Source organism: Actinomadura soli, from assembly GCF_005889715.1.
Classification (GTDB): Bacteria; Actinomycetota; Actinomycetes; order Streptosporangiales; family Streptosporangiaceae; genus Spirillospora; species Spirillospora soli.
Genome location: NZ_VCKW01000047.1, coordinates 21,882 through 41,749 on the forward strand (window position 1 = coordinate 21,882; position 19,868 = coordinate 41,749).

At 69.8% G+C, this 19,868-nt stretch carries 16 protein-coding genes; 11 read left to right on the plus strand and 5 right to left on the minus strand.

Features of this window, described 5'->3' with window-relative positions:
• The first annotated feature begins 49 nt into the window (after window positions 1-49).
• Genes ETD83_RS12030 through sigJ form a run of 3 tightly spaced genes read left to right on the plus strand, consistent with a single transcriptional unit; the run spans window position 50 to window position 1,622 of the window.
• Entirely contained in the window at window positions 50-535 is a 486-nt protein-coding gene (locus tag ETD83_RS12030; RefSeq protein ID WP_138645191.1) for a GtrA family protein, read from the plus strand.
• A complete protein-coding gene (locus tag ETD83_RS12035) occupies window positions 532-726 on the plus strand; it encodes a hypothetical protein (protein ID WP_138645176.1) in 195 nt (64 codons plus the stop codon). Before ETD83_RS12030 ends, ETD83_RS12035 begins: the two co-directional genes overlap by 4 nt.
• Complete coding sequence (gene sigJ / locus ETD83_RS12040) at window positions 723-1,622, plus strand: RNA polymerase sigma factor SigJ (protein ID WP_138645177.1); 900 nt, start codon at window positions 723-725, stop codon at window positions 1,620-1,622. Before ETD83_RS12035 ends, sigJ begins: the two co-directional genes overlap by 4 nt.
• A 374-nt stretch (window positions 1,623-1,996) precedes the next feature.
• Here the strand turns inward: sigJ and ETD83_RS12045 are convergent, their stop codons facing one another.
• A complete protein-coding gene (locus ETD83_RS12045; protein WP_138645178.1) occupies window positions 1,997-2,866 on the minus strand; it encodes an LLM class F420-dependent oxidoreductase in 870 nt (289 codons plus the stop codon).
• A gap of 662 nt (window positions 2,867-3,528) precedes the next feature.
• Between ETD83_RS12045 and ETD83_RS12050 the strand changes: the two genes are divergently transcribed.
• The 6 genes from ETD83_RS12050 (at window position 3,529) to ETD83_RS12075 (ending at window position 9,872) form a co-directional block, all read left to right on the plus strand.
• Complete coding sequence (locus ETD83_RS12050; RefSeq protein WP_138645179.1) at window positions 3,529-4,779, plus strand: HNH endonuclease signature motif containing protein; 1,251 nt, start codon at window positions 3,529-3,531, stop codon at window positions 4,777-4,779.
• A gap of 334 nt (window positions 4,780-5,113) precedes the next feature.
• Complete coding sequence (locus ETD83_RS12055) at window positions 5,114-5,356, plus strand: hypothetical protein (RefSeq protein ID WP_205717607.1); 243 nt, start codon at window positions 5,114-5,116, stop codon at window positions 5,354-5,356.
• A gap of 109 nt (window positions 5,357-5,465) precedes the next feature.
• Window positions 5,466-6,008, plus strand: coding sequence for a potassium channel family protein (locus ETD83_RS12060; RefSeq protein ID WP_205717608.1), 543 nt, complete (start codon window positions 5,466-5,468; stop codon window positions 6,006-6,008).
• Between the two features lie 309 nt (window positions 6,009-6,317).
• Complete coding sequence (locus ETD83_RS12065; protein WP_138645181.1) at window positions 6,318-8,837, plus strand: ATP-dependent Clp protease ATP-binding subunit; 2,520 nt, start codon at window positions 6,318-6,320, stop codon at window positions 8,835-8,837.
• Window positions 8,838-8,877: 40 nt separating this feature from the next.
• The gene (locus ETD83_RS12070; RefSeq protein WP_205717609.1) at window positions 8,878-9,432 is read left to right on the plus strand and encodes a CGNR zinc finger domain-containing protein; all 555 of its coding nucleotides are present in this window, start codon (window positions 8,878-8,880) and stop codon (window positions 9,430-9,432) included.
• The gene (locus tag ETD83_RS12075) at window positions 9,429-9,872 is read left to right on the plus strand and encodes a protein-tyrosine phosphatase family protein (RefSeq protein WP_138645182.1); all 444 of its coding nucleotides are present in this window, start codon (window positions 9,429-9,431) and stop codon (window positions 9,870-9,872) included. Before ETD83_RS12070 ends, ETD83_RS12075 begins: the two co-directional genes overlap by 4 nt.
• On the opposite strand, the gene ETD83_RS12080 is transcribed toward ETD83_RS12075, so the two are convergent.
• The 3 genes from ETD83_RS12080 to ETD83_RS12090 all read right to left on the minus strand — a co-directional run bounded on the left by ETD83_RS12080 (window position 9,862) and on the right by ETD83_RS12090 (window position 16,955).
• Window positions 9,862-11,481: a GMC family oxidoreductase gene (locus tag ETD83_RS12080; protein ID WP_138645183.1), complete on the minus strand. Its 1,620-nt coding sequence runs from the start codon at window positions 11,479-11,481 to the stop codon at window positions 9,862-9,864. The two genes, ETD83_RS12075 and ETD83_RS12080, sit on opposite strands and share 11 nt — an antisense overlap.
• Window positions 11,482-11,850: 369 nt before the next feature.
• Window positions 11,851-13,122: a trypsin-like serine peptidase gene (locus ETD83_RS12085; RefSeq protein WP_138645184.1), complete on the minus strand. Its 1,272-nt coding sequence runs from the start codon at window positions 13,120-13,122 to the stop codon at window positions 11,851-11,853.
• Between the two features lie 125 nt (window positions 13,123-13,247).
• Window positions 13,248-16,955 (minus strand): M28 family peptidase, encoded by a 3,708-nt coding sequence (locus ETD83_RS12090; RefSeq protein ID WP_138645185.1) that lies wholly within the window; start codon window positions 16,953-16,955, stop codon window positions 13,248-13,250.
• 260 nt (window positions 16,956-17,215) lie between these two features.
• On the opposite strand from ETD83_RS12090, the gene ETD83_RS12095 reads away from it, so the two are divergent.
• On the plus strand, window positions 17,216-18,190 hold the full coding sequence (locus tag ETD83_RS12095) for a LysR family transcriptional regulator (protein WP_171064158.1): 975 nt from the start codon (window positions 17,216-17,218) through the stop codon (window positions 18,188-18,190).
• 13 nt (window positions 18,191-18,203) lie between these two features.
• Here ETD83_RS12095 and ETD83_RS12100 read toward each other — a convergent pair whose 3' ends face one another.
• Window positions 18,204-19,187: a GlxA family transcriptional regulator gene (locus ETD83_RS12100; protein WP_138645187.1), complete on the minus strand. Its 984-nt coding sequence runs from the start codon at window positions 19,185-19,187 to the stop codon at window positions 18,204-18,206.
• 71 nt (window positions 19,188-19,258) lie between these two features.
• Between ETD83_RS12100 and ETD83_RS12105 the strand changes: the two genes are divergently transcribed.
• Window positions 19,259-19,868, plus strand: a 610-nt coding sequence (locus ETD83_RS12105) for an APC family permease (protein WP_205717610.1), incomplete at its 3' end; no start/stop codon positions are given.

The window sequence follows — 19,868 nt, forward strand, 5'->3', positions numbered from 1 at the left end:
CACCGTTGGCATATGTCCTAGTCAGGTAAGGTCTGGGCGAGTGAGCACCATGCAGCGGTCAAGACCGGTCAAAACGGTCGCGTCCGCCCCGGCGTACCGGGCATTCCTCCGTGGCAGGCTTCTCATCCGTGGCAAGTTCCTGAGCGAACTGCTCAGCTTCGGCTTCGTCGGCGTCGTCGGCACCCTGATCATGATCTTCGGCGCCAACCTGATGCGCGCCTGGCTCGGCGGCAGCCCCGTCACGAGCGTCGTCGTGCCGACCGTGGTGTCCACACTGGCGTCCTACCTGCTCAACCGGTACTGGGTGTTCCGCCACCGCGACAGCGACGGCTCCGGCCGCGAGGTCGCGATCTTCTTCGCGCTGAACGGCGTCGGACTGCTCATCCAGGTGCTGTGCACCGGCTTCACCTACTACACCCTCGGACTGCACGGCGGCATCGCCTACAACGGCGGGCTGCTGGCGGGCGTCGCCCTCGGCGCGGCGTTCCGCTACTGGTCGTACAAGAAATGGGTGTTCACCCCAGCCGCCGCATGACCCCGACCACCCCGACCACCACCGGCTCGCGCGCTCACGGCCTGCGCGTTCACGGCCAGTGCGCTCACGGCCTGCGCGTTCACGGCCAGTGCGTTCACGGCTCGCGCGGTGTGCTCACCGGCGCCATGATCGCCGTCATCATCGTGATCATCGGTGCCCGGGCCGACGCGGCCACCGCCGGATCCGGATGACCCGCCTCGACGACGAGTGGCCCGCACACCGTCCCGCCGTGTTCGGCGCCGCTTACCGCATCACCGGAAGCGTCGCCGACGCCGAGGACATCGTCCAGGATGTGTGGATCCGCGCCCACGCCCGCGATACTTCGCGCGGCGAGGCCACGAACGATGGCGGATCACTCGACCACGTCCGTGACCTGCGGGCCTGGATGATCACCGTGGCGGCGCGCCGCGCCTACGACGTCCTCGGCTCCGCCCGCGCCCGCCGCGTCGACTACGTCGGCTCGTGGCTGCCCGAACCTCTGCTGACCGGCCCGGACGCCGCTGAGCCCGTCCTCATGGACGAGACGGCCGGCACCGCGATGCTCCTGGTCATGGAGGAGCTGTCACCGCCAGAACGCGTCGCCTTCGTCCTGCATCGGGCGTTCGACGTTCCGTACGAGCAGATCGCGGACGTCCTCGGCAAGACGCCCGCCGCCTGCCGTCAGCTCGCCTCCCGCGCCCGGCGCAAGGTCGCCGCCGCGCTGCCGCACCGTCCCGTCCCGGCGGCGGAGCGGGAGAAGGTCCTGGCGGCGTTCCGCTCCGCCTACGAGCGGCGCGACGAGGCCGCACTCTTGGAACTGCTGGCCCCGGACGCGACCTACACCACCGACGGCGGCGGCCGCGTCTTCGCCGCCCGCAAGATCATCGCAGGCGCCGGACGAATCGTCACCGCACTGCTCAGAGTCAGCGCCCGCACGGAGAAGCGGCTCGCGCCCGCTCAGATCAATGGCCGCCTCGAATTCCTCGTATACCAAGACGACCACCTGACCGCCGTGGACACAGTAGAAGTGGCGAACGGCCGCATCACCGCCTACCGCCGAGTCCTGAACCCAGAAAAACTGACCCCACTAACCAAGTACCTCCCCTGACCACAGCCCTACTCAGGTAAAGCGCGGCTCAGATCACCCTGCCGCCCAGACCTCACCTGGCGGACAACGGCACGAGGTGGGTGTCTGCGCCCGCTGGTGCTGGTCCTATGTTGATCTGCCGCACGCCCACCTACGAAAAGTGCCAGGCTCAGGCCGCTCGGTGGATGATCCCGGTGTTGATCGGCTACGAGACCGCTGTCGTGGGCGTTTCCAGCATTGGCAGATCGAGTAGTCCGGGGATGGAGAGGTAGCGGGCACTCGTAGATCTCGGCCCCATATGATCATGTCTTCCATACGGCTGCGGGTTCTGCGTTGACGTGCACCGCATGGATGCGCGAACGGCTCGGTGAGCCCGAGGAGCCTGCCTGGAAAGTTCAGCGCCCTGAAGGGACGATCTTCTCGGTCTGGGTCAGGGCTTCGCCCAGGATGCCCGCCAGGTCCTGCCCGGTGCCCTGTGTGAAGATCGCATGGTCGATGCCACGCTCTGCGAGACGTCCGATCGTGTCCACGGCGGCGTCGACTGAGGGCGGGCTGCTGAAGTAGCTCAAGGAGGTCTTCTCGATCTCGGCGTAGTCGCGTCCCTCACGCTCGCAGTGCTCACGCAGAACGTCCAACTTGCGGGGCAGTTCTTCGCTGTCGAAGAGGTTGCAGGCGTCGGCATATCTGGCGACGAACCGCAGCGTCTTCTTCTCTCCGCCTCCACCGATCAGGATCGGCGGATGGGGACTCCTGAGCGCGGGCGGTGAATTCAGTGGCCGCTCCAATGTGAAATGTTCGCCCTCGAACGCTGATTCGTCACCTTTCCACATCTGGTGAGCGATCTTCAGCGTTTCCTCCAGCTTTTCGAACCTCTCCGACGTCGGCGGGAAGCGAACGCCGAGCCCTCTCGACTCGTCCTCATTCCAGGCGGCCCCGATGCCCAGCCATGCGCGTCCGCCGGACAGCACGTCCAATGTCGTCACCGTCTTGATGAGAATGCCGGGGTGCCGATAGGTGACGCCGGTGACCATCGTGCCGAGCGTGATCTGCTCCGTCAGTGCGGCCGCGTACGCAAGTGCGGAGTAGCCCTCCAGCATCGGTTCCTCCGGCGGACCGACCACGCCGATTTGGAAGAAGTGGTCCATAACCCACAGCGAGTGCAGTCCAGCCTGGTCGGCCTCCCTCGCCATACGGCCGAACGTCGGACCGATCTGCTCAGGTCCGCCGGGGAAGGTGAAGCTCGGAATCTGGAGTCCAATGCGCATGACTGACCTTTCTCATTCGCCGTGTTCCTGCAGGCTTGTCGATGTCGCGTCTTACTCTGCGACCTGGAGCGCGCTCCAGGTCAAGGGCCGTTCGCGAACTGGCGCCCTGGCCTCACGGCATACCCGCCTGGAGCTGTCCAAGCGCATGCCTCCGGAACACGTGCGCGACTCCAGTGACCTGTTTGCCATCGGCGACCACCCGGCTAGCTCGACCTCCACATCATCGGTGGCGGATAGGCGTGGCACGCTTGCTGTGAGCCGTACTTTCATGCCCGGTGGGATAGATATCGGCCTGGGCCGGACAGCCTGGCGCTGAGGAGCTTCAGTGATGAGCACAAAATGCTTGCGGCCTGGATTTTCGGCTGAATCAGAATGCCGGACGGCAGGTTCGTCGTTCGTCGTTCGTCGTTCGTGGTGGGGGTGGCGCTGCGTACGGGGCACAGCTTTCGTCGGGCAGGCTCCGCCTGCCCCCGCCCGACGCGCCGCCCCCACCCTCCAGCTCAGTAACCAAACTGCCTCAAACCGACTCAAAAACGACCACCCAACGATCCACATTCTTTATAATTTGGTTCTGACTGAGCTTGACTTCGACTATCTTACCGGTGACAAAAGACAGGCTTTTTGAGCGCGCAGGCACTCTGAGTTTTCGATACTATTGGTTTATGAGTTCGGTATCGGTCGATCTTCACTCGGCATCCACCAGGGAATTGGTGGACGCCGTCGCGGTGATCGCCCGCGAACTCGCCGAACGCGACGCACCCGACTCCGCCGCCGCCTGCATGGAACTCACCGAAACCCTCGCACGCGCCTCCGACCAACAGGAGAGCGCCCTCGCCGCGATGATCGCACGGGTGGACGCCTCCGGCGAGATGCGCCGCTGGGGTCTGCCGTCCACCCAAGCCTGGCTGCGGTCGCGGCTGGGGATGCGCGAGACCCGGGCCCGCGAACGGGTCACCCTGGCCCGGCAACGGCACCGGCTCCCACGGGTCACCAAGCTGCTCGCCGCCGGGGAGCTGTCCTACGGGTACGCCTCCACCATCGCCGACGCCATCGCCCGGCTCCACGACCAGGACTGCGCGGCTGCCGAGAACGTGCTGCTCGACATGGTCGACCAAGGATTCTCCGCCGGGAAACTCGCCTCGTTCGGCCGCCGCATCCGCGACGTCATCGCCGAACGGGACGGCACCGAAACAGCAGACCAAGACTCCCAGCGGGGTTATGAGCGATCCTGGATCACCTCCACCCGCTCCCTGGACGGCGGCCGCTATGTGAAGGGCTGGCTCAACGCCGAAGACGCCGCCGTATGGGACGGGACCCTCGGACCACTGGCCAAACCCGCCGGAACCGACGACCACCGCGACCTCCCCGAACGCACAGCCGCAGCACTCATCAGCGCGCTGGCCCACGGGCACCGGGCCACCAAGGTCACCCTCGTCATCGACCTGGACACCCTCACCGGCGGCACCGCACCCGCCCGGCTGACCGACGGAACCCCGATCCCAGCCGCACACGCCCGCCGGATCGCACTGAACGCCGGAGTCTCACCGCTGATCCTCGGGCGGGGCAGCATCCCGCTCTACCTCGGCCGCCGTGTCCGGTTCGCGACGGCCGCGCAACGCCAGGTCCTCGAAACCCTCTACCCGACCTGCGCCGTCCAAGGCTGCGAAGTCCCCGGCACCCTGTGCGAAATCGACCACGTCCAAGGATGGGTCCTCGGCGCACCCACCGACATCGACCAACTCGCACTGTGCTGCGGATGGCACAACCGCTTCAAACACACCAACCCCGACCAGATCCACATCAGCCACGGCAGCACCGGACGCTACGTCTACCGCGTCCTGCCACCACCCGACACCCGCACCATCGACATTCACGGCCCACCCCCCGACGAGATCGGTTGGGCCGCCGCCTGAGGAGCGGCCACTCTTCTCCAGCCGCCAAGAGATCGGCTACAGAGATCACCTTCCTTAGCCAGTGCTCTGGACTGGGGCTGACAGAAGGCCACGGAAGTACACAAGGGTCCCTTACAGATCACTAACCGATGTTCCTTGAACTGTAAGGGTGTGGCTGAGCGTGGCGGCGGGAGTGCGGCGGGGGGTAAATCGGTGGAGTGCTCATCGCCGGATCTGCCACGATCACCGGATGGGCCCATTGGACGCGGTCGCAGGCAGGGTGGCCGGCGGGGCCACCGTGGAGTTTCGGCCCAGTGGCTCTTCGATGGTCCCGTTGATACGGAGTCGGCAGCGGGTGGTCGTCGCTCCCGTCGACCCGTCCAAGGTGGAGGTGGGGGACATCGTCCTCGCCCGTGTCGCCGGGACGGTGTACCTGCACCTGGTGTCGTCCGTCGACGCGGCCAGGAAACGGGTTCAGATCAGCAATAACCGGGGCCGCATCAATGGCTGGACCAGCCACGATCGCGTCGTCGGCATCTGCGTGGCGGTCGATGGTGTTGCTCGTGCGGGTGCTGCGGACAAAGCCAAGACCGTGTGACATCGTCCGTCGCGCAATACGACGCTGCGGAGCGGCCGACTTGCGGATGCTTTCCACCAGCGCATGACCGGCGCGTGCTCGGGCGTGGGTTTGGGGCATGGGTGGGGGCGTGGACATCCGCTCGCGCCGGACCGGCCGTCGCCTCACGCTCAAGTTGCTACTGCGCACGGCATTGACCACGGCGTGCCTGCTGGCCGTGTACTTCGCGGCGCCGCTGAACAGGTCGTTCACGCCGGTGACCGCGGTGGCGCTGGTCGGGGCGCTGGCGGCCCTGAGCCTGTTCGTCGTCTGGCAGGTCCGTGCGATCGTGCGATCGTCGTCGCCAAGGCTCCGCGCCGTCGAGGCGCTGGCGACGCTGGTCCCGTTGTTCCTGCTGGTGTTCGCCGCGTGCTACTGCCTCATGGCCAATGGGGCCGGACGCGCCTTCTCCGAGCCCTTGACTCACGTCGACGCCCTCTACTTCACCATGACCGTGTTCTCGTCGGTCGGCTTCGGCGACATCGTTCCCCGTTCGCAGGCGGCGCGGGCGCTGACGATGGTGCAGATGGTGGGGGACCTCGTCATTCTCGGTTTCGTCGCCAAGGTGCTCGTGGAGGCGATGCGCCGCGGTGTGGAGCGCCGGGCTCGCGGTACGGACGGCAATCCGCGCTGACCCCGCCCATTCGTCAAGGACGCAGGGGACGAGGTGCCCTGGCCGCCCTCGACAGCACACGAACCGACCGGTGAGGTTCCCTGCGATCGAGCTTGCGGGCGCGAGACCGCGACGGGCCGGTTCTGGGACTCGGCTGTTCTTCCAGTGCGTCCCAGCCTGAGATCCGCTCCGTTAACGGCCGGGCGGGCCGGTCGGAACGTGCGTAGCCTCGGGCGTGGGCCGCGGAGCTGGGGTTTTCCGGGGCGTGCCATGGGCACGTCCCGACCGTTGCCATAACGCGTCTTCAACGGGGGCAGGAGGGTTTCGGAGATGACCTCGGAGTGGTACGGATCCGGCGGCATGGACCCGTTCGAGGAGATGCTCGCCCGGTTCTTCGGCGCGCGGGCGCAGCGGCGGCCGGTGGAGCGGATCAGCCTCGCGCGGCTGATGAGCGAGCCCGCGCGGGAGCTGGTGCGGGACGCGGCGGCGCAGGCGGCGCAGTGGGGCAGCGTCGATCTGGACACCGACCATCTGCTGTGGGCGGCGACGCGGCAGCAGGGGACGCGGCAGTGGATGGCGCGGGCCGGGGCCGATCCGGACAAGATCAAAGGGGAGATCGAGGAGCATGCGCGGCGGGGTGAGCCGCGGGACGTGCCGCCGGAGCTGACGCCGTCGGCGAAGCGGGCGCTGCTGGATTCGCATCAGGTTTCGCGGGCGCTCGGGTCGTCCTATATCGGGCCTGAGCATTTGCTTTTCGCGCTCGCGCTGGACCGTGGGTCCAGTGCGGGGCGGATTCTTGATCATGAGCATGTGACGCCCGATTCGCTGCAGCAGGCGGCTACCGGCGCCGGGCAGCAGCCGCCTGGCGGGCCCGGCGGCGGGCAGGCGACGGGCACGCCGACGCTGGACGAGTTCGGACGCGACCTGACCGCCCTCGCCCGGGAGGGCCGCATCGACCCGGTGATCGGGCGCGAGGACGAGATCGAGGAGACGCTCGAGGTCCTGTCGCGGCGCACCAAGAACAACCCGGTGCTGATCGGCGACCCGGGCGTCGGGAAGACCGCGATCGCCGAAGGGCTCGCGCAGCGGATCGTGGACGACGACGTGCCCGAAACGCTGCGGGGGAAGCGGATCGTCCAGCTGGACCTCGGTGGGATCGTCGCGGGGACGCGGTACCGGGGCGACTTCGAGGAGCGGCTGAAGAAGGTCGTGGACGAGATCCGCGAGCACTCCGACGACCTGGTGGTGTTCATCGACGAGATCCACACGCTCGTGGGGGCGGGCGGCGCGGACGGCGCCATGTCCGCGGGGAACATGCTGAAACCGCCGCTGTCGCGCGGTGAGCTGCACGTCGTCGGGGCGACGACCATCGACGAGTACCGCCGGGAGATCGAGAAGGACGGGGCGCTGGAGCGGCGGTTCCAGCCGATCCTGGTGCCGGAGCCGAGCCCGGACGATAGCATCGAGATCCTGCGCGGCCTGCGGGATCGGTACGAGGCGCACCATCAGGTCCGGTTCACCGACGAGGCGCTGCTCGCGGCCGTCGACCTGTCGACCCGGTACCTGACCGACCGGTTCCTGCCGGACAAGGCGATCGACTTGATCGACCAGGCGGGCGCGCGGGTCCGGCTGCGGTCGGGGACGCGGGACGGCGGCCGCCGCGAGCTGGAGCAGCGGCTCGACCGGCGGCGGCGGGAGAAGGACCAGGCGGTCGCGGACGAGGACTACGAGAAGGCGTCCGAGCTGCGCGACGAGGTCGGCCGGCTGGAGAAGGATCTCGCGGCGACGCGCGAGGACGACGAGCCGGTCACCGTGCCGTGTGTCACCACGGAGGACATCGCCGAGGTCGTGTCGAGGATCACCGGGGTGCCCGTCACGCAGCTGACGCAGGCGGAGCGCGAGCGGCTGACCCGGCTTGAGGAGCATCTGCACGAGCGGGTGATCGGGCAGGAGGACGCGGTGGCGGCGGTGGCGCGGGCCGTCCGGCGGTCCCGGGCGGGGATGGGCGATCCGGATCGTCCGATCGGCGGGTTCCTGTTCCTCGGGCCGACCGGCGTCGGGAAGACGGAGCTGGCGAAGGCGCTGGCGGAGGCGCTGTTCGGCAGCCGCGACCGGCTGATCCGGTTCGACATGAGCGAGTTCCAGGAGCGGCACACGGTGAGCCGGCTGATGGGCGCGCCGCCCGGATACGTCGGCTACGAGGAGGCGGGGCAGCTCACCGACGCCGTCCGGCGGCAGCCGTACTCGGTGATCCTGCTGGACGAGATCGAGAAGGCGCACCAGGACGTCTTCAACGTCCTCCTGCAACTGCTGGACGACGGGCGCCTCACGGACGCGCAGGGCCGCACGGTCGACTTCCGCAACACCGTGGTGATCATGACCAGCAACCTCGGGTCCGAGCTGATCACCGGGCGGACGGAGATCGGGTTCGGCACGCCCGGCGGCGACGGCCAGAGCGCCGCGCTCAGCGACCGGATCATGGGGCGGCTGCGGGAGGCGTTCCGGCCCGAGTTCCTCAACCGGATCGACGAGATCATCGTGTTCCAGCGGCTGGAGGAGGGGCAGCTCCGGCAGATCACCGACCTGCTGCTGGACGAGACGCGCCGCCGCCTCCGCGCGCAGGACGTCGACGTGTCCTTCACGACCGAGGCCGTGGACTGGCTGGCGCGGCGCGGCTACCAGCCCGAGTTCGGCGCCCGGCCGCTGCGGCGCACGATCCAGCGGCAGGTGGACGACCGGCTCTCCGACCTCCTCCTCGCCGGCGAGCTGCGGCACGGCAGCCACGTCGAGGTCACCGCCATAGGCGACGGGCTCGACTTCCACGTCACCACCATCGAAGCACCCGCGTAAGGGCTATAGTCCTTCTGTAAGCCTTACAGGAGGGTTCCGGGTGCATATCCCGATCGGCGCGTACGCGGCGGGGATCGAGCTGGCGAACGAGCTGGTCAGCACGTCGCCGACGGTGCGGGGAGCGGAGGCGCTGCCCGATCTCGGTGCGCTGTCCGGCCTGCTCGCGGGGCATGGCCTCCGGGCACCCGTCCACGAGGACGTCTTCCAGGTCCAGCTCCTCCGCCGGGAGGTGCGCGGGATCATGGAGACCGAGACGGCGGAGCAGGCCGTCGCGGGGGCTGGCGTGCTGCTCGGGCGCGCCGGGCTCGCACCCGTCCTCCGGCGTGAACCCGGCCGTCCCTGGCAGTGGTTCGTCCCGACCGTGAAGGGCGCGCCGCTCGCGGACGAGCTGGCCGCCTTCGTCGGTGCCGGGCTGCTCGGTGCCGTCCGGGCGCTCGGGCATGAGCGTTTCCGTCCCTGCGCCGCGCCCGGCTGCCGGGGCGTGTTCGCCGACGTCAGCCGGTCCGGGCGGCGCCGCTACTGCATGCCCGAGCTGTGCGGGAACCGCCTCAACGTCGCCAACCACCGTGCCCGCCGACGGGAGACGACCTCATGACCACATTGCTGACCGGCGCGCTTCAGCTCCCGGACGGGACCCGGGTCCGCGGGCGCGGGCTGCGCGACCCGCTGCCGGACGGGCCCGCGCCCGACTTCGGTCTCTACCTGGGCTCGGACCGCCTCCGCCGGCGTCACGAACCGGAAATGGGCTGGCCCGCCGCCTGGATCGAGTGGCCCGACTTCCTGCTGCCCCGCGACCCGGACGCGGCCGTACGGGACATCCGCGCCCTGCACGAGCGGGCCCGTTCCGGCGCCGCGGTCGAGGTCGCCTGCGGAGGCGGCGTCGGACGCACCGGAACCGTCATCGCGTGCTTGGCCGTCCTGTCGGGGGTGGAGCCGTCCGAAGCGGTCGCCTGGGCGCGCGAACACCACCATCCGCGGGCCGTCGAGACCCCGTGGCAGCGCCGGTGGGTGACACGCTTCCCGGTCACGCCCTGAGGATCAGTTTCGCGGCGTGTTCGCCGATCATCATGCTCGGCGCGTTGGTGTTCCCGCCCGTGATGGACGGCATGATCGAGGCGTCCGCGACGCGCAGGCCCTCGATGCCGCGGACCCGCAGCTCAGGGTCGACCACGGCCCGCTCGTCCGCGCCCATCCGGCAGGTGCCGACCGGGTGGTAGACGGTCGTCGCGCGGTTCGGCAGCTCCTTCGCGAGGGCGGCGCGGTCCGGGAAGCCGGGGCCGGGCGACAGCTCCTCCTTGACGTCACCGGCGATGGTCTTGTTGGCCATCACGTCCCGGACGAGTTCGATGCCGTCCAGCAGGAGGCGCGCGTCGTCCGGGTCGGTGAGGTAGGCCGGGTCGATCAGGGGCGCGGCGGACGGGTCGGCGGACGCCAGCCGCAGCGTCCCGCGGCTCTTCGGGTAGATCAGCGTCGGCATGATCGTGAGGGCGGAGCGCTTGTCGACCTTGTGCCGGACGGGCGCGTCCTGGTTCGGGAACGGATACGACCACGGCAGCGCGTGGAGCTGCAGGTCAGGGATATCCCCGGCCTGTCCTGTGCGGACGAACCCGACCGCCTCGAAAACGCTGCGCGCGACCCACGTCCCGCCTTTCGTCCACTCCCGGACGACCCCGGACGCGAAGTACGGCGCGGTGCCCCGGTGGCGGGCCGTGTCCATGACGTACGTCATCGGGACGAACATGTGGTCGTGCAGGTTGTCCCCGACGGGCAGGTCGGCGTGCACGTCGATGCCGTGTTCGCGCAGGTGGGCGGCCGGGCCGACGCCGGACAGCAGCAGGATCTGCGGCGAGCCGAACGTCCCCGCCGCCAGGATCACCTCGCGCGACGCCCTGATCGTCGCGCGCCGCGCCGTCCCGCGGCCCTTCTCCGCGACGACGTCGATGCCGGTGGCCCGCCCGTCCCGGACGACGACGCGCTCCACCGTCGCGCCCGTCAGGACCGTCAGGTTCGGCAGGCCGTGGCCGTCGAGATACCCGACGGACGAGCTGTACCGCAGTCCCTCGTGGACGCTCTGCTGGAAGATCCCCGCGCCGTCCTGGACCTCGCCGTTGTAGTCGTCGTTCCGCTTCACGCCCGCCGTCTCGATCAGCGCCTCGATGAACGCCTCCGACGCCGGGGTGAGGTCCCGCTGCCGCGTCACCCGGATCGGGCCGCCCGCCCCGCGCAGGGCGGTCGCGCCGTCCTCCCAGTTCTCCATGCGCTTGAAGCTGTCCAGGACGTCGTCGTGGCCCCAGCCGGCGCAGCCGTCCGCCGCCCAGTCGTCGAAGTTCCGCCGGTTGCCGCGCACGAACAGCATCCCGTTGATCGACCCGGAGCCGCCGAGGACGCGTCCCTTCGTCTGCGGGATCCTCCGGCCGAGGGCGCTCTTCTGCGGGGTGCTGGAGAAGCCCCAGTCCAGCTTCTTCTTCAGCCGCGGGACGTTGTGGAAGACGGCGATCAGGCCGGGCTTGCGCACCAGCGGCGTCCGGTCCGGGCCGCCGGCCTCGACCAGGACGACGTCCGCGCCCGACTCGGCCAGGCGCCGCGCCAGCACGCATCCGGCGCTGCCGGCGCCGACGACGACGTAGTCAGCGGTCCGCTCCATGTGTTCCTCCCAGCGGACGCGTCCGGCCGGGGCCTGTTTCTTAGGCGCGCATGGCCGGGCGACCACTCGTGAGGGGCCCGCGCCTGGCCCGATCGGCGCCGCCGCAAGGCGACCTGAGCTGCGGCGATAGTAGAGGCCCACGGGCGCGCGGCCAAGCACGAGTCCCGATGACCGGAAACCCGGTCGGCCGAAAGATCCCGTCGCGGTACCGCACCGGCTCATGGGCCAGGTCACGGCCGGTGCGATACCGGCGGGCGTCCGGCGTCCTCCCCGCCAAGGGATCGCCGGACAGCGCTCCCGGCCGGGACCCACGGGAGGAGACGTCCCGGACGAGAGGTCAACACCCTGCGCGGATCAGCGGATCACCGCTCAGCCGCTCAGGACGCGGGAATCGGGGGTTCCCGGCTCGTTGTCGATCAGGCTGGAGATCTCCTTGTAGACGAGGCTGATCCGGGTTCCCCAGTTCGGGCAGCCGCCGAGGTGGTGCAGCGCGATCACCTTGTGCGAGGACCCGGCGAGGACCGGCGAACCGGAGTTCCCGCCCGAGGTGTCGCACATGTACCCGGTGTTCACCCCGGACGACGGCGTGCGGATCACGCAGTTCCCGCCGCCGTCCTCGACGACCGACAGCCGCTTCGGCAGCGTGTCGCCGTGGCCGGGGATGTAGATCCGCTCACCGGCGGTGGGCTCGCGGGTCTCCAGGTAGAGCGTCCCGAACTGCTGGACGCTCTCGAAGTTGTTCACCGAGAACAGGGCGTAGTCCAGTGCGCTGAGCGGGCTCAGCTTCAGCAGCTGGGCGCCGCTGACCTTCGTGCCCGCCCGCGGGTCGCGGCCGCCGCACGTGGCGCACTCGTAGTCGAACTGGAACTCGCTGGCGCGCAGGTCGGCCGCACTCTCCATGCAGTGCTGGTTGGTGAGCATCGTGTTGGTGTCGCCGACGCGCCACGAGGTGCAGTGCCCGAGACCGTTCAGCAGCTGGCGGGCCACCGCGCGGGAGCGGGCGTATTCGGTGGGATGGCTTTCCTTGTAGCAGGTCGTGTCGCGGCGGTTCTCGGCGCCGCAGACGCTGAACGGGCGGGGGTTGGCCGCCGCGTACTCGGCCTTGGTGAAGCCGCGGAAATAGGAGTCGATCCGGGCGCCGAACCCCTGCCGGGTCAGCGCCGCGGCGTTGCCGCGCTGCTGAGCCGCGTGCAGGGTGACGACGGCGGTGTCCCCGTCGATGGACATCGCGGCGAACCCCGTCCCGTCGTGGACGGTGAAGGGGGAGTCGCCGCGCTGCTTCCGGACGGTCGGATCGCCGTGGTAGGTGTGCACCTCGCGGCCGGACGGCGAGGCGACCGTGACGCGGTCGCCGGGGAGCAGCCGCACGGACGCGAAATGCACCTTGACGTAGCTGGAGCCGGGCGTGCGGAGAGTCGCCTGGGTGGTTCGGCTGTCAGGCGAGTACCGGAGCACGATGTTCGCGGCCGTCTTCTCTCCGGCCGCATCGGGTCTGGGAGCGGGTTCGGCGGGTTGGCGGGGTTGGGCCTGCGTGGCGACATCGCCGCTCCGGACGGGAGCGGCCGACGCCGCGGCGGCGGGCAGGATCAGGGTCACGGCGAGCGGGATCACCGCCGCCAGGAAGCGTGACCTTCTGGACATGTGCGCACCTCCTCTGGGGGTCGAGCTGCGCTTGGCGGGATGGGGGGAGATATGTGGATGTCCGGCCCGGCCTCCACCCCCATCCCGGGGAGAAGACCGGACCGGACACTTACCACCGCCGGTGGCTAGAGCGTGATGCTCCAGCCCCTAAGGGTCCCGGTGTCCTGGGGCCCGTAGTCGTAGATGTACACCTGCCAGTTGCCGGCCGCCTCCGAGCTGACGCCCGGGACCTGGAAGGTCCGCGCGCCGTTCCACGGCGTGCACTGGTACTGACCGGTGCCCTGCCGCTTCACCACGTAGTCCTGGCCGGTGGGCGATCGCAGCCAGACCCCGAGGTCCTCCGCACAGGTGTGCGTGGCGTCGATCGACAGGTTCACCGTTGTCGCCGCCTGCCCTTCGATCGCGACCTGGATCGGGCTGACCGTCCAGGTGTAGTCGCGGATCGGGTAGTCGGTCTCGCTGGTGAACGTACGGTCGCCACCCGGCTGCTTGGTCACCGTCAGGGTGTAGGTGGCCGTCCGGGTGACGGTGCCCCGTCCGGTGACCGTCACCGTGTAGCTGCCCTCGGGCGTGCTCGCGGTGGTGGCCAGCGTCAGGGTCGCGGTTCCGCCCGCCTTGACCTCACCAGGGTTGATGGTCGCGGTCGGCCCGCCGGGCGAGACCGTCGCCGACAGCGCCACCTGCTGCGCCGTCCCCTGGGTGAGGGCGGTGCGGACGGTGGCCTGCGTCGACTTGCCGGCCTCGACGGTTCCGTTGGACGGGTCCACCGACACCGAGAAGTCGTCAGTCCCATCGCCCTGCACCCGCAGTGTGAAGCTCGCGGTGCGCGTGGCGGACTCCCCGGTGCCGGTGACCGTCACGACGTAGTCGCCCGCCGGGGTGTCCGACGTGGTGGCGACGGTCATCGTGGACGTTGCGCCGGCTTGGACGGTGGCGGGGCTGAAGGTCACCCTGGGCCCGCCTGGCGACACCGCAGCCGTCAGGTTGATCGACTGGGCGGCGCCCTCGGTCACCGCGGTGTTGATGGTGGCCGTGGCCGACTGTCCTGGTTGGACGCTTGCGGACGTGGGGTTCGCCGCCATGGAGAAGTCGTCCGACGGGTTCGACGGACCCACGGACGTCTTCCACAGCGCCCACGCGATGGCGTCCGCGCTGCGGTCGAGCGCGGTCGTGTTGATGTTGCTCGGGTAGCTGTCGCAGGACGCGTGGTAGCAGCGGTCGAAGGCCACACCGGCCTGGCCGCCCCACTTCTGCGCCTGCGCGGACGACTTCGTCGCCGACGCACCCGTGGACAGGAACGACGTCGCGATCCCGGCGTTGCGGAACGGGCCGTCGTCGCTGCAGCACTCGCCCATCTCGTCCGGGACGAGGTTGATGGAGTCGAAGTATCCCTTCAGGTTCGCGGAGAGCTGCGAGTTGAGGTTGTCGATGAAGTAGCCGGCGTTCGGGCTGCCGACCATGTCGAAGTTGAAGTAACCCTTGATCTTCGTCCGCTCGGTCTGGGCGAGGCGGCCGACGTAGAACTCCGAGCCGTTGAGGCCCTGCTCCTCGTCCGTCCACCAGCCGAACCGGACCTTGTTGAGCATGGTCGGCTTGGTCTGCGCCAGTGCGAGCGCGGTCTCCAGCAGCGCGGCGGAGCCGGTGCCGTTGTCGTTGATGCCGGGTCCGCCCCGGACACCGTCGAGGTGCGCGCCGAACATGTAGACGCTGTTCGCGTCACCGCCCGGCCATTCGGCGATCAGGTTGGGACCGGAGCCCGCCGTGCACCCGGAGGTGCATGCCTGCCGGGTCACGGTGAACCCCGCGGCCTGCAGCTTCTGCTCCACGTAGGCGACGGAGGCGGTGTAGCCGCCGCTCGCCGCGTAACGGTTGCCGCCGTTCTGCGTGGCGAAGTTCTGGAACTGCTGCAGGTGCGCCTGGACGTTCGCGACGTTGATGTCCGGCGGGTCGGTCGTGCCGGGTCCGCCGTCGCTCTCGACGTTGAGCGAGTACGTCGCGGTGTGGGTCTTCGTCCCGCCCCGGCCGGTCACGGTGACCGTGAACGGCCCGGTCTGCGCCGAGTCGCTCGCCGTGAGGGTGAGCGTCGAGGTGTTGCCGGACTGGACCCGCGCCGGGCTGAAGCTCGCGGACAGGCCGCTGTTGGCCGGCGACACGGACGCGGTCAGGTCGACCGCCTCCGAGGCGCCTTCGGTGATGGTCGTGGCGACCGTCGCCTGCACCGTCGCGCCCTGCTTCACCGTGCCCGTGTTGGGCGACACCGACATCGAGAAGTCGTTGCCGCCGGTCGGCGTGCAGGTCGGCTCACCGGACTGCGCGGGCATCGAGACGGCGTCCCACGCGGCCTTGGCCTTGTTGTACCAGGTGCAGGACGAGTCGAGGTTCTTCGCCGCCTGCAGCGTCAGGACGCGGTACCGGGGGTAGTTGGTCCCGGACGTCTTCAGCATCATCGCGTTGTAGAAGATCTTCGCGGCGTTCATGATGCCGATGCCGGTCATGCTGCTGCCGTTGCAGGTCGGGCTGGTCGGCTTGCCGCCGCCCGGGTTGTTGCCCTCGGCGAGCAGGTAGAACCAGTGGTTGCCCGGACCGGCCGCCTTGTGCACCTCCATGCTCGGCACCGAGCTGGAGTAGCAGTTCGGGTCGTTGTTGACCCGGGACGGCTCGTACATGTTGCGGATCGGGCCGGAACCGGTGAGGTTGATCTCCTCGCCGACCGTGTAGTCGGGGACGTCCTCGGGGTTGTTGAGGTACGCCTCGACGGCCGCGCCCCACACGTCGCCGACGAACTCCTGCGTGTTGCCGCCGGAGATGCCGCCGGGCGTGTAGCTGTCGAGCCCGTGGCCGAACTCGTGGGCCACGACGTCGGTCGCGGTGATCCACTGGTTCTGGTTGTTGTAGCCGAACTGGGCCTGGCCGCTCTGCCAGTAGGCGTTGACGGCGTTCAGGCCGACGAACGCCGGGGCCCACTGGCCGTTGGTGTTCAGGCCGGTGCGCCCGAACGACTTCAGCAGGTCCCACTGGCCCTTGGCGGCGTACATGACGTCGACACAGCCGGCTTCCTTGCTGGTCTTGGACGTGCTGCCCCACACGTCGTCAGGACCGGAGAAGACCGCCTTGCTGCTGTAGTCGGCGCAGCTGACACCGGGACGCTCCGGGTCCCGCATCGTGTACTGGCCGCCGGATTGGGTCGTTCCGAACTGGAGGTTCGGCCCGCTCCAGATGCCGGTGCCGGTGCCCGCGACGATGAGTTCCTGCTCGTCGAACCGCTTGCCCGTCAGGGCGTCGACGTAGACCTTCTTCTGGCTCGGGTGCGCGCCGTCACGTCCGGTGACGGTCGTCTCCCACGCGAGCCTCGGCTTCGCCAGGGCGTGGACCACCAGGCGCGGCGCGAGCTTCGTGCCGTCCGGCTTGGTGATCGCCTTGCGCGACGTCCGCGCGGCCTCCGCCTTGCCGACCTTCGGCTTGAGGCCGATGCCGATCGTGCTCTTCTGCGCCACCGACAGGTTGCGCACGTGGCCCTTCTCGTCCGTGGCGACGACGAAGTCGCCGCCGACGACGGGAAGGTCGCGGTAGGTGCGCTCGTAGGCGACGTAGGTAAGCTTCCACGGGGTGCCGACGACCTGCGTCCGGACGTACTTGTCGCCCTTGCTCGGGTGCAGTTCGGCGACGCGTCCGTTGATCAGACGTTCCGCCGAGACGACGGCCGCGGTCTTCGGATCGGGGGTCGATCCTTCCGCGCTGGGGGTGGTTCTCAGGGCCAGCGGCACGAGGCCGCCGATCCCGAGAGTGGCGGCCACAAGGGTCGCCAAGAGGTGTTTGCGTTTCACTTTCCGCATGCCTCCACTGAGGGGGGAGACCGCACCGCGGGGGGACGGGCGGCCGCAGGCACGGCGATGCCGTCCACCGCCAGCGGGGGCACGCCTGCTACATGCTCGGGCGCTCAGATTGGGGCAGAAGGAACGATCGGGCAGGGGGCAGGAGATTCAGGAGGGCGGGGCGCCAGGAGCGGGTGGACGGTTTGTCGTGCCTTGCGAAAATGAGAGTGACATCTGCGGATCGCTTGCGGGCCCTGCCACTTGGGCATAGCTTCGCGGCTATGCAGGTGGAACTGCGGCATTTACGGGTGCTCTGCCAGCTCGCGGAGACGGGCAGCATCACGCGCGCCGCGGCGAGCCTCGGCGTCTCCCAGCCGACGCTCAGCAACCAGCTCCGCCGTATAGAGAAGGCGTTCGGCGGGCCGCTGTTCGCCCGCGACGCGCAGGGCATCACCCCCACCCCGCTGGGACGGCACGTCCTGGCCCGCGCCCGCGGCGTCCTGGCCGACGTGGACGACCTGCTCGCCACCGTCCCCGGCGGCGGGACCCGCACCGGCATCCGGCTCGGCACCCACCCCCACGTCCTGCTGGGCGAGTGGCTGCGCAGGCTCGAGACCGAGCTGCCGCATCACACCGTCAGCACCAGCCTCGACTACTCCGGCGCCGTCCTCACCCAGCTCCTCGCCAACGACCAGGTGGACGTGGCGTTCATGGGACGGGTCGCCGACCATCACGCGCCGCCGTGCCCGCCCGGCGTCACCGAGCGCGTCATCACGATCGAGCCGTGCGGCATCGCGCTGGCGTCCGCCCATCCGCTCGCGAGCCGCGGCCGGGTCAGCCTGACCGACCTCGCCGGGGAGACGTGGATCCCGCCGCAGGGCGGCGACGACGGCGGCACCGCCATGCTCCGCGCCGCCTGCGAGGCCGCCGGGTTCACGCCCCGGTTCCGCTACGCGGGCTCCGACTTCAACAGCATGGTCGGGTTCGTCGCCGCCGGTTTCGCGATCACGCTCGCGTCGCCGACCTGGGTCCCCGGCGACGGGATCACCGTCCTCGCGCTCGCCGGCCGCGCCACCGACGCCTACCGCGTCCTGCGCTGGCGCACCGCCACCATGCCGACCAACGAGATCGACATCCTCCACCGGACGTACCACGAGCTGTACAAGCCGGTCGTCGAGCGCAACACCGGCCTGCTCCCCTGGCTGGCCGACAACCCGGACGCCCGCCCGAAGACCCTCGACATCCCCACCGCCTGATCCCGGCGTTGCCCTACGCGCTGGACACCGGCTGCCGGGCCGCCCGGAACCGGAACACATGCCGGTACGACTGCGGGGAAACACCGGCGACCCGCCCGAAGTGGTAACGGAGATTCACCCCGTTCCCGAACCCCGTGCTCCGGGCGATCTCCTCGATCGGCTTATCGGTCGTCTCCAGCAGTTCCTGGGCCAGCCTGATCCGCTGCTGCAGCAGCCACTGCAACGGCGTGATGCCGAGCGTGTCGCGGAACCGGCGGGCGAACGTCCGCTCGCTCAAATGCGCGACCCTGGCCAGCTCCGGGACGGTGATCGGCTGGTGCAGCCGTTCCCGCGCCCACCGCAGCACCGGGGCCAGGTCGTCGCTCTTCTCGGCGCTGACGACGGGCTTGGTGTACTGCGCCTGCCCGCCCTCCCGGTGCGGCGGCACGACCATCCGCCGCGCGATCTCGTTGGCCACGGCGGCGCCATGGTCGACGCGCACCAGGTGCAGGCAGACGTCGATCGCCGCGCCCGACCCCGCCGTGGTGATGATGTCGCCGTCGTCGATGTAGAGCGGAGCCGGATCGAGCCGCACGCGCGGAAATCGATGGGCGAAGTCGTTGGCGTTCATCCAGTGCGTCGTGGCGCGCCGCCCGTCCAGCAGACCCGCCGCCGCCAGCGCATAGGCACCCGTGCACAACGACACGATCCGCTTCCCGCGCCGCGCGGCCTCCCGCAACACCGCGATCAGGTCGGGCGGCGGCGCGAGCTGGGCATAGCGGGCCAGCCCGGCGACGATGACGGTGTCGACGTCCAGCAGGTCCTCGTATTCATAGGACGCGTGCAGGCTCACCCCCGCGCTGGACGGCAACGGACCGGGCTCGGCGGCGCAGAGCCGCAGCTCGTACCACGGGTCCACGATGTCGCTGCGATCCGTGCCGAAGACCTCGCACGGGATGGCCAGCTCGAACACCGGGCTCCGGGCCGTCACCGCCAGCCCAATGACATGTCCGCTCATGGCAGGAATTCTACGGATACCGTCTTTTCTGCCGCTAGTGGTCGGGTCCGCCACCGTCGACGCTGAATGCCGTGACGGAGACGAACCCCAGAGGGCACCTGACCTTCGGACAGGGCACCGCGATGTACGTGGGCGCCGTCCTCGGAACGGGTGTGATCGCCCTCCCCGCCCTGGCGGCCGAGGCCGCGGGCCCCGCCTCCCTGCTCGCCTGGCTGGCGCTGGTGATCGTGTCAGCCCCGCTGGCGGCCACGTTCGCCGCCCTGGGCGCCCGCCATCCCGACGCCGGAGGCGTGTCCACCTACGCGCGCCTGGCGTTCGGCGACCGCGCCGCCGCCGTGGTCGGCTGGTGCTTCTACTTCGCGATCCCACCGGGCGCCCCCGCCGCCGCCCTCTTCGGCGGCGCCTACGTCGCGTCCGCCGCCGGTGGCGGCACGACGACCACGTTCATCACGGCCGCCGCGCTGATCGCGGTGGTGACGGCCGCGAACATGGCCGGACTCCGCCTGTCGGGGAAACTCCAGCTAGTCCTGGCCGCCCTACTGGTAACCCTCCTCCTCGTCTCCGTCGCCCTCTCCCTCCCTGACGCCGACTGGGACAACCTGACCCCCTTCGCCACCCACGGCTGGACGGCGATCGGACCGGCCGCCGCCCTGCTGGTGTGGAGCTTCGCGGGCTGGGAGG

Bases quoted from the DNA above. Each gene is read 5' to 3' on its own strand.
- ETD83_RS12075 (WP_138645182.1), top strand. From the start codon at position 9,429: ATGACCACATTGCTGACCGGCGCGCTTCAGCTCCCGGACGGGACCCGG.
- ETD83_RS12065 (WP_138645181.1), top strand. From the start codon at position 6,318: ATGACCTCGGAGTGGTACGGATCCGGCGGCATGGACCCGTTCGAGGAG.
- ETD83_RS12085 (WP_138645184.1), bottom strand. From the start codon at position 13,122: ATGTCCAGAAGGTCACGCTTCCTGGCGGCGGTGATCCCGCTCGCCGTG.
- ETD83_RS12080 (WP_138645183.1), bottom strand. From the start codon at position 11,481: ATGGAGCGGACCGCTGACTACGTCGTCGTCGGCGCCGGCAGCGCCGGA.
- ETD83_RS12050 (WP_138645179.1), top strand. From the start codon at position 3,529: ATGAGTTCGGTATCGGTCGATCTTCACTCGGCATCCACCAGGGAATTG.
- ETD83_RS12095 (WP_171064158.1), top strand. From the start codon at position 17,216: ATGCAGGTGGAACTGCGGCATTTACGGGTGCTCTGCCAGCTCGCGGAG.
- ETD83_RS12030 (WP_138645191.1), top strand. From the start codon at position 50: ATGCAGCGGTCAAGACCGGTCAAAACGGTCGCGTCCGCCCCGGCGTAC.
- ETD83_RS12100 (WP_138645187.1), bottom strand. From the start codon at position 19,187: ATGAGCGGACATGTCATTGGGCTGGCGGTGACGGCCCGGAGCCCGGTG.
- ETD83_RS12035 (WP_138645176.1), top strand. From the start codon at position 532: ATGACCCCGACCACCCCGACCACCACCGGCTCGCGCGCTCACGGCCTG.
- ETD83_RS12045 (WP_138645178.1), bottom strand. From the start codon at position 2,866: ATGCGCATTGGACTCCAGATTCCGAGCTTCACCTTCCCCGGCGGACCT.
- sigJ (WP_138645177.1), top strand. From the start codon at position 723: ATGACCCGCCTCGACGACGAGTGGCCCGCACACCGTCCCGCCGTGTTC.
- ETD83_RS12090 (WP_138645185.1), bottom strand. From the start codon at position 16,955: ATGCGGAAAGTGAAACGCAAACACCTCTTGGCGACCCTTGTGGCCGCC.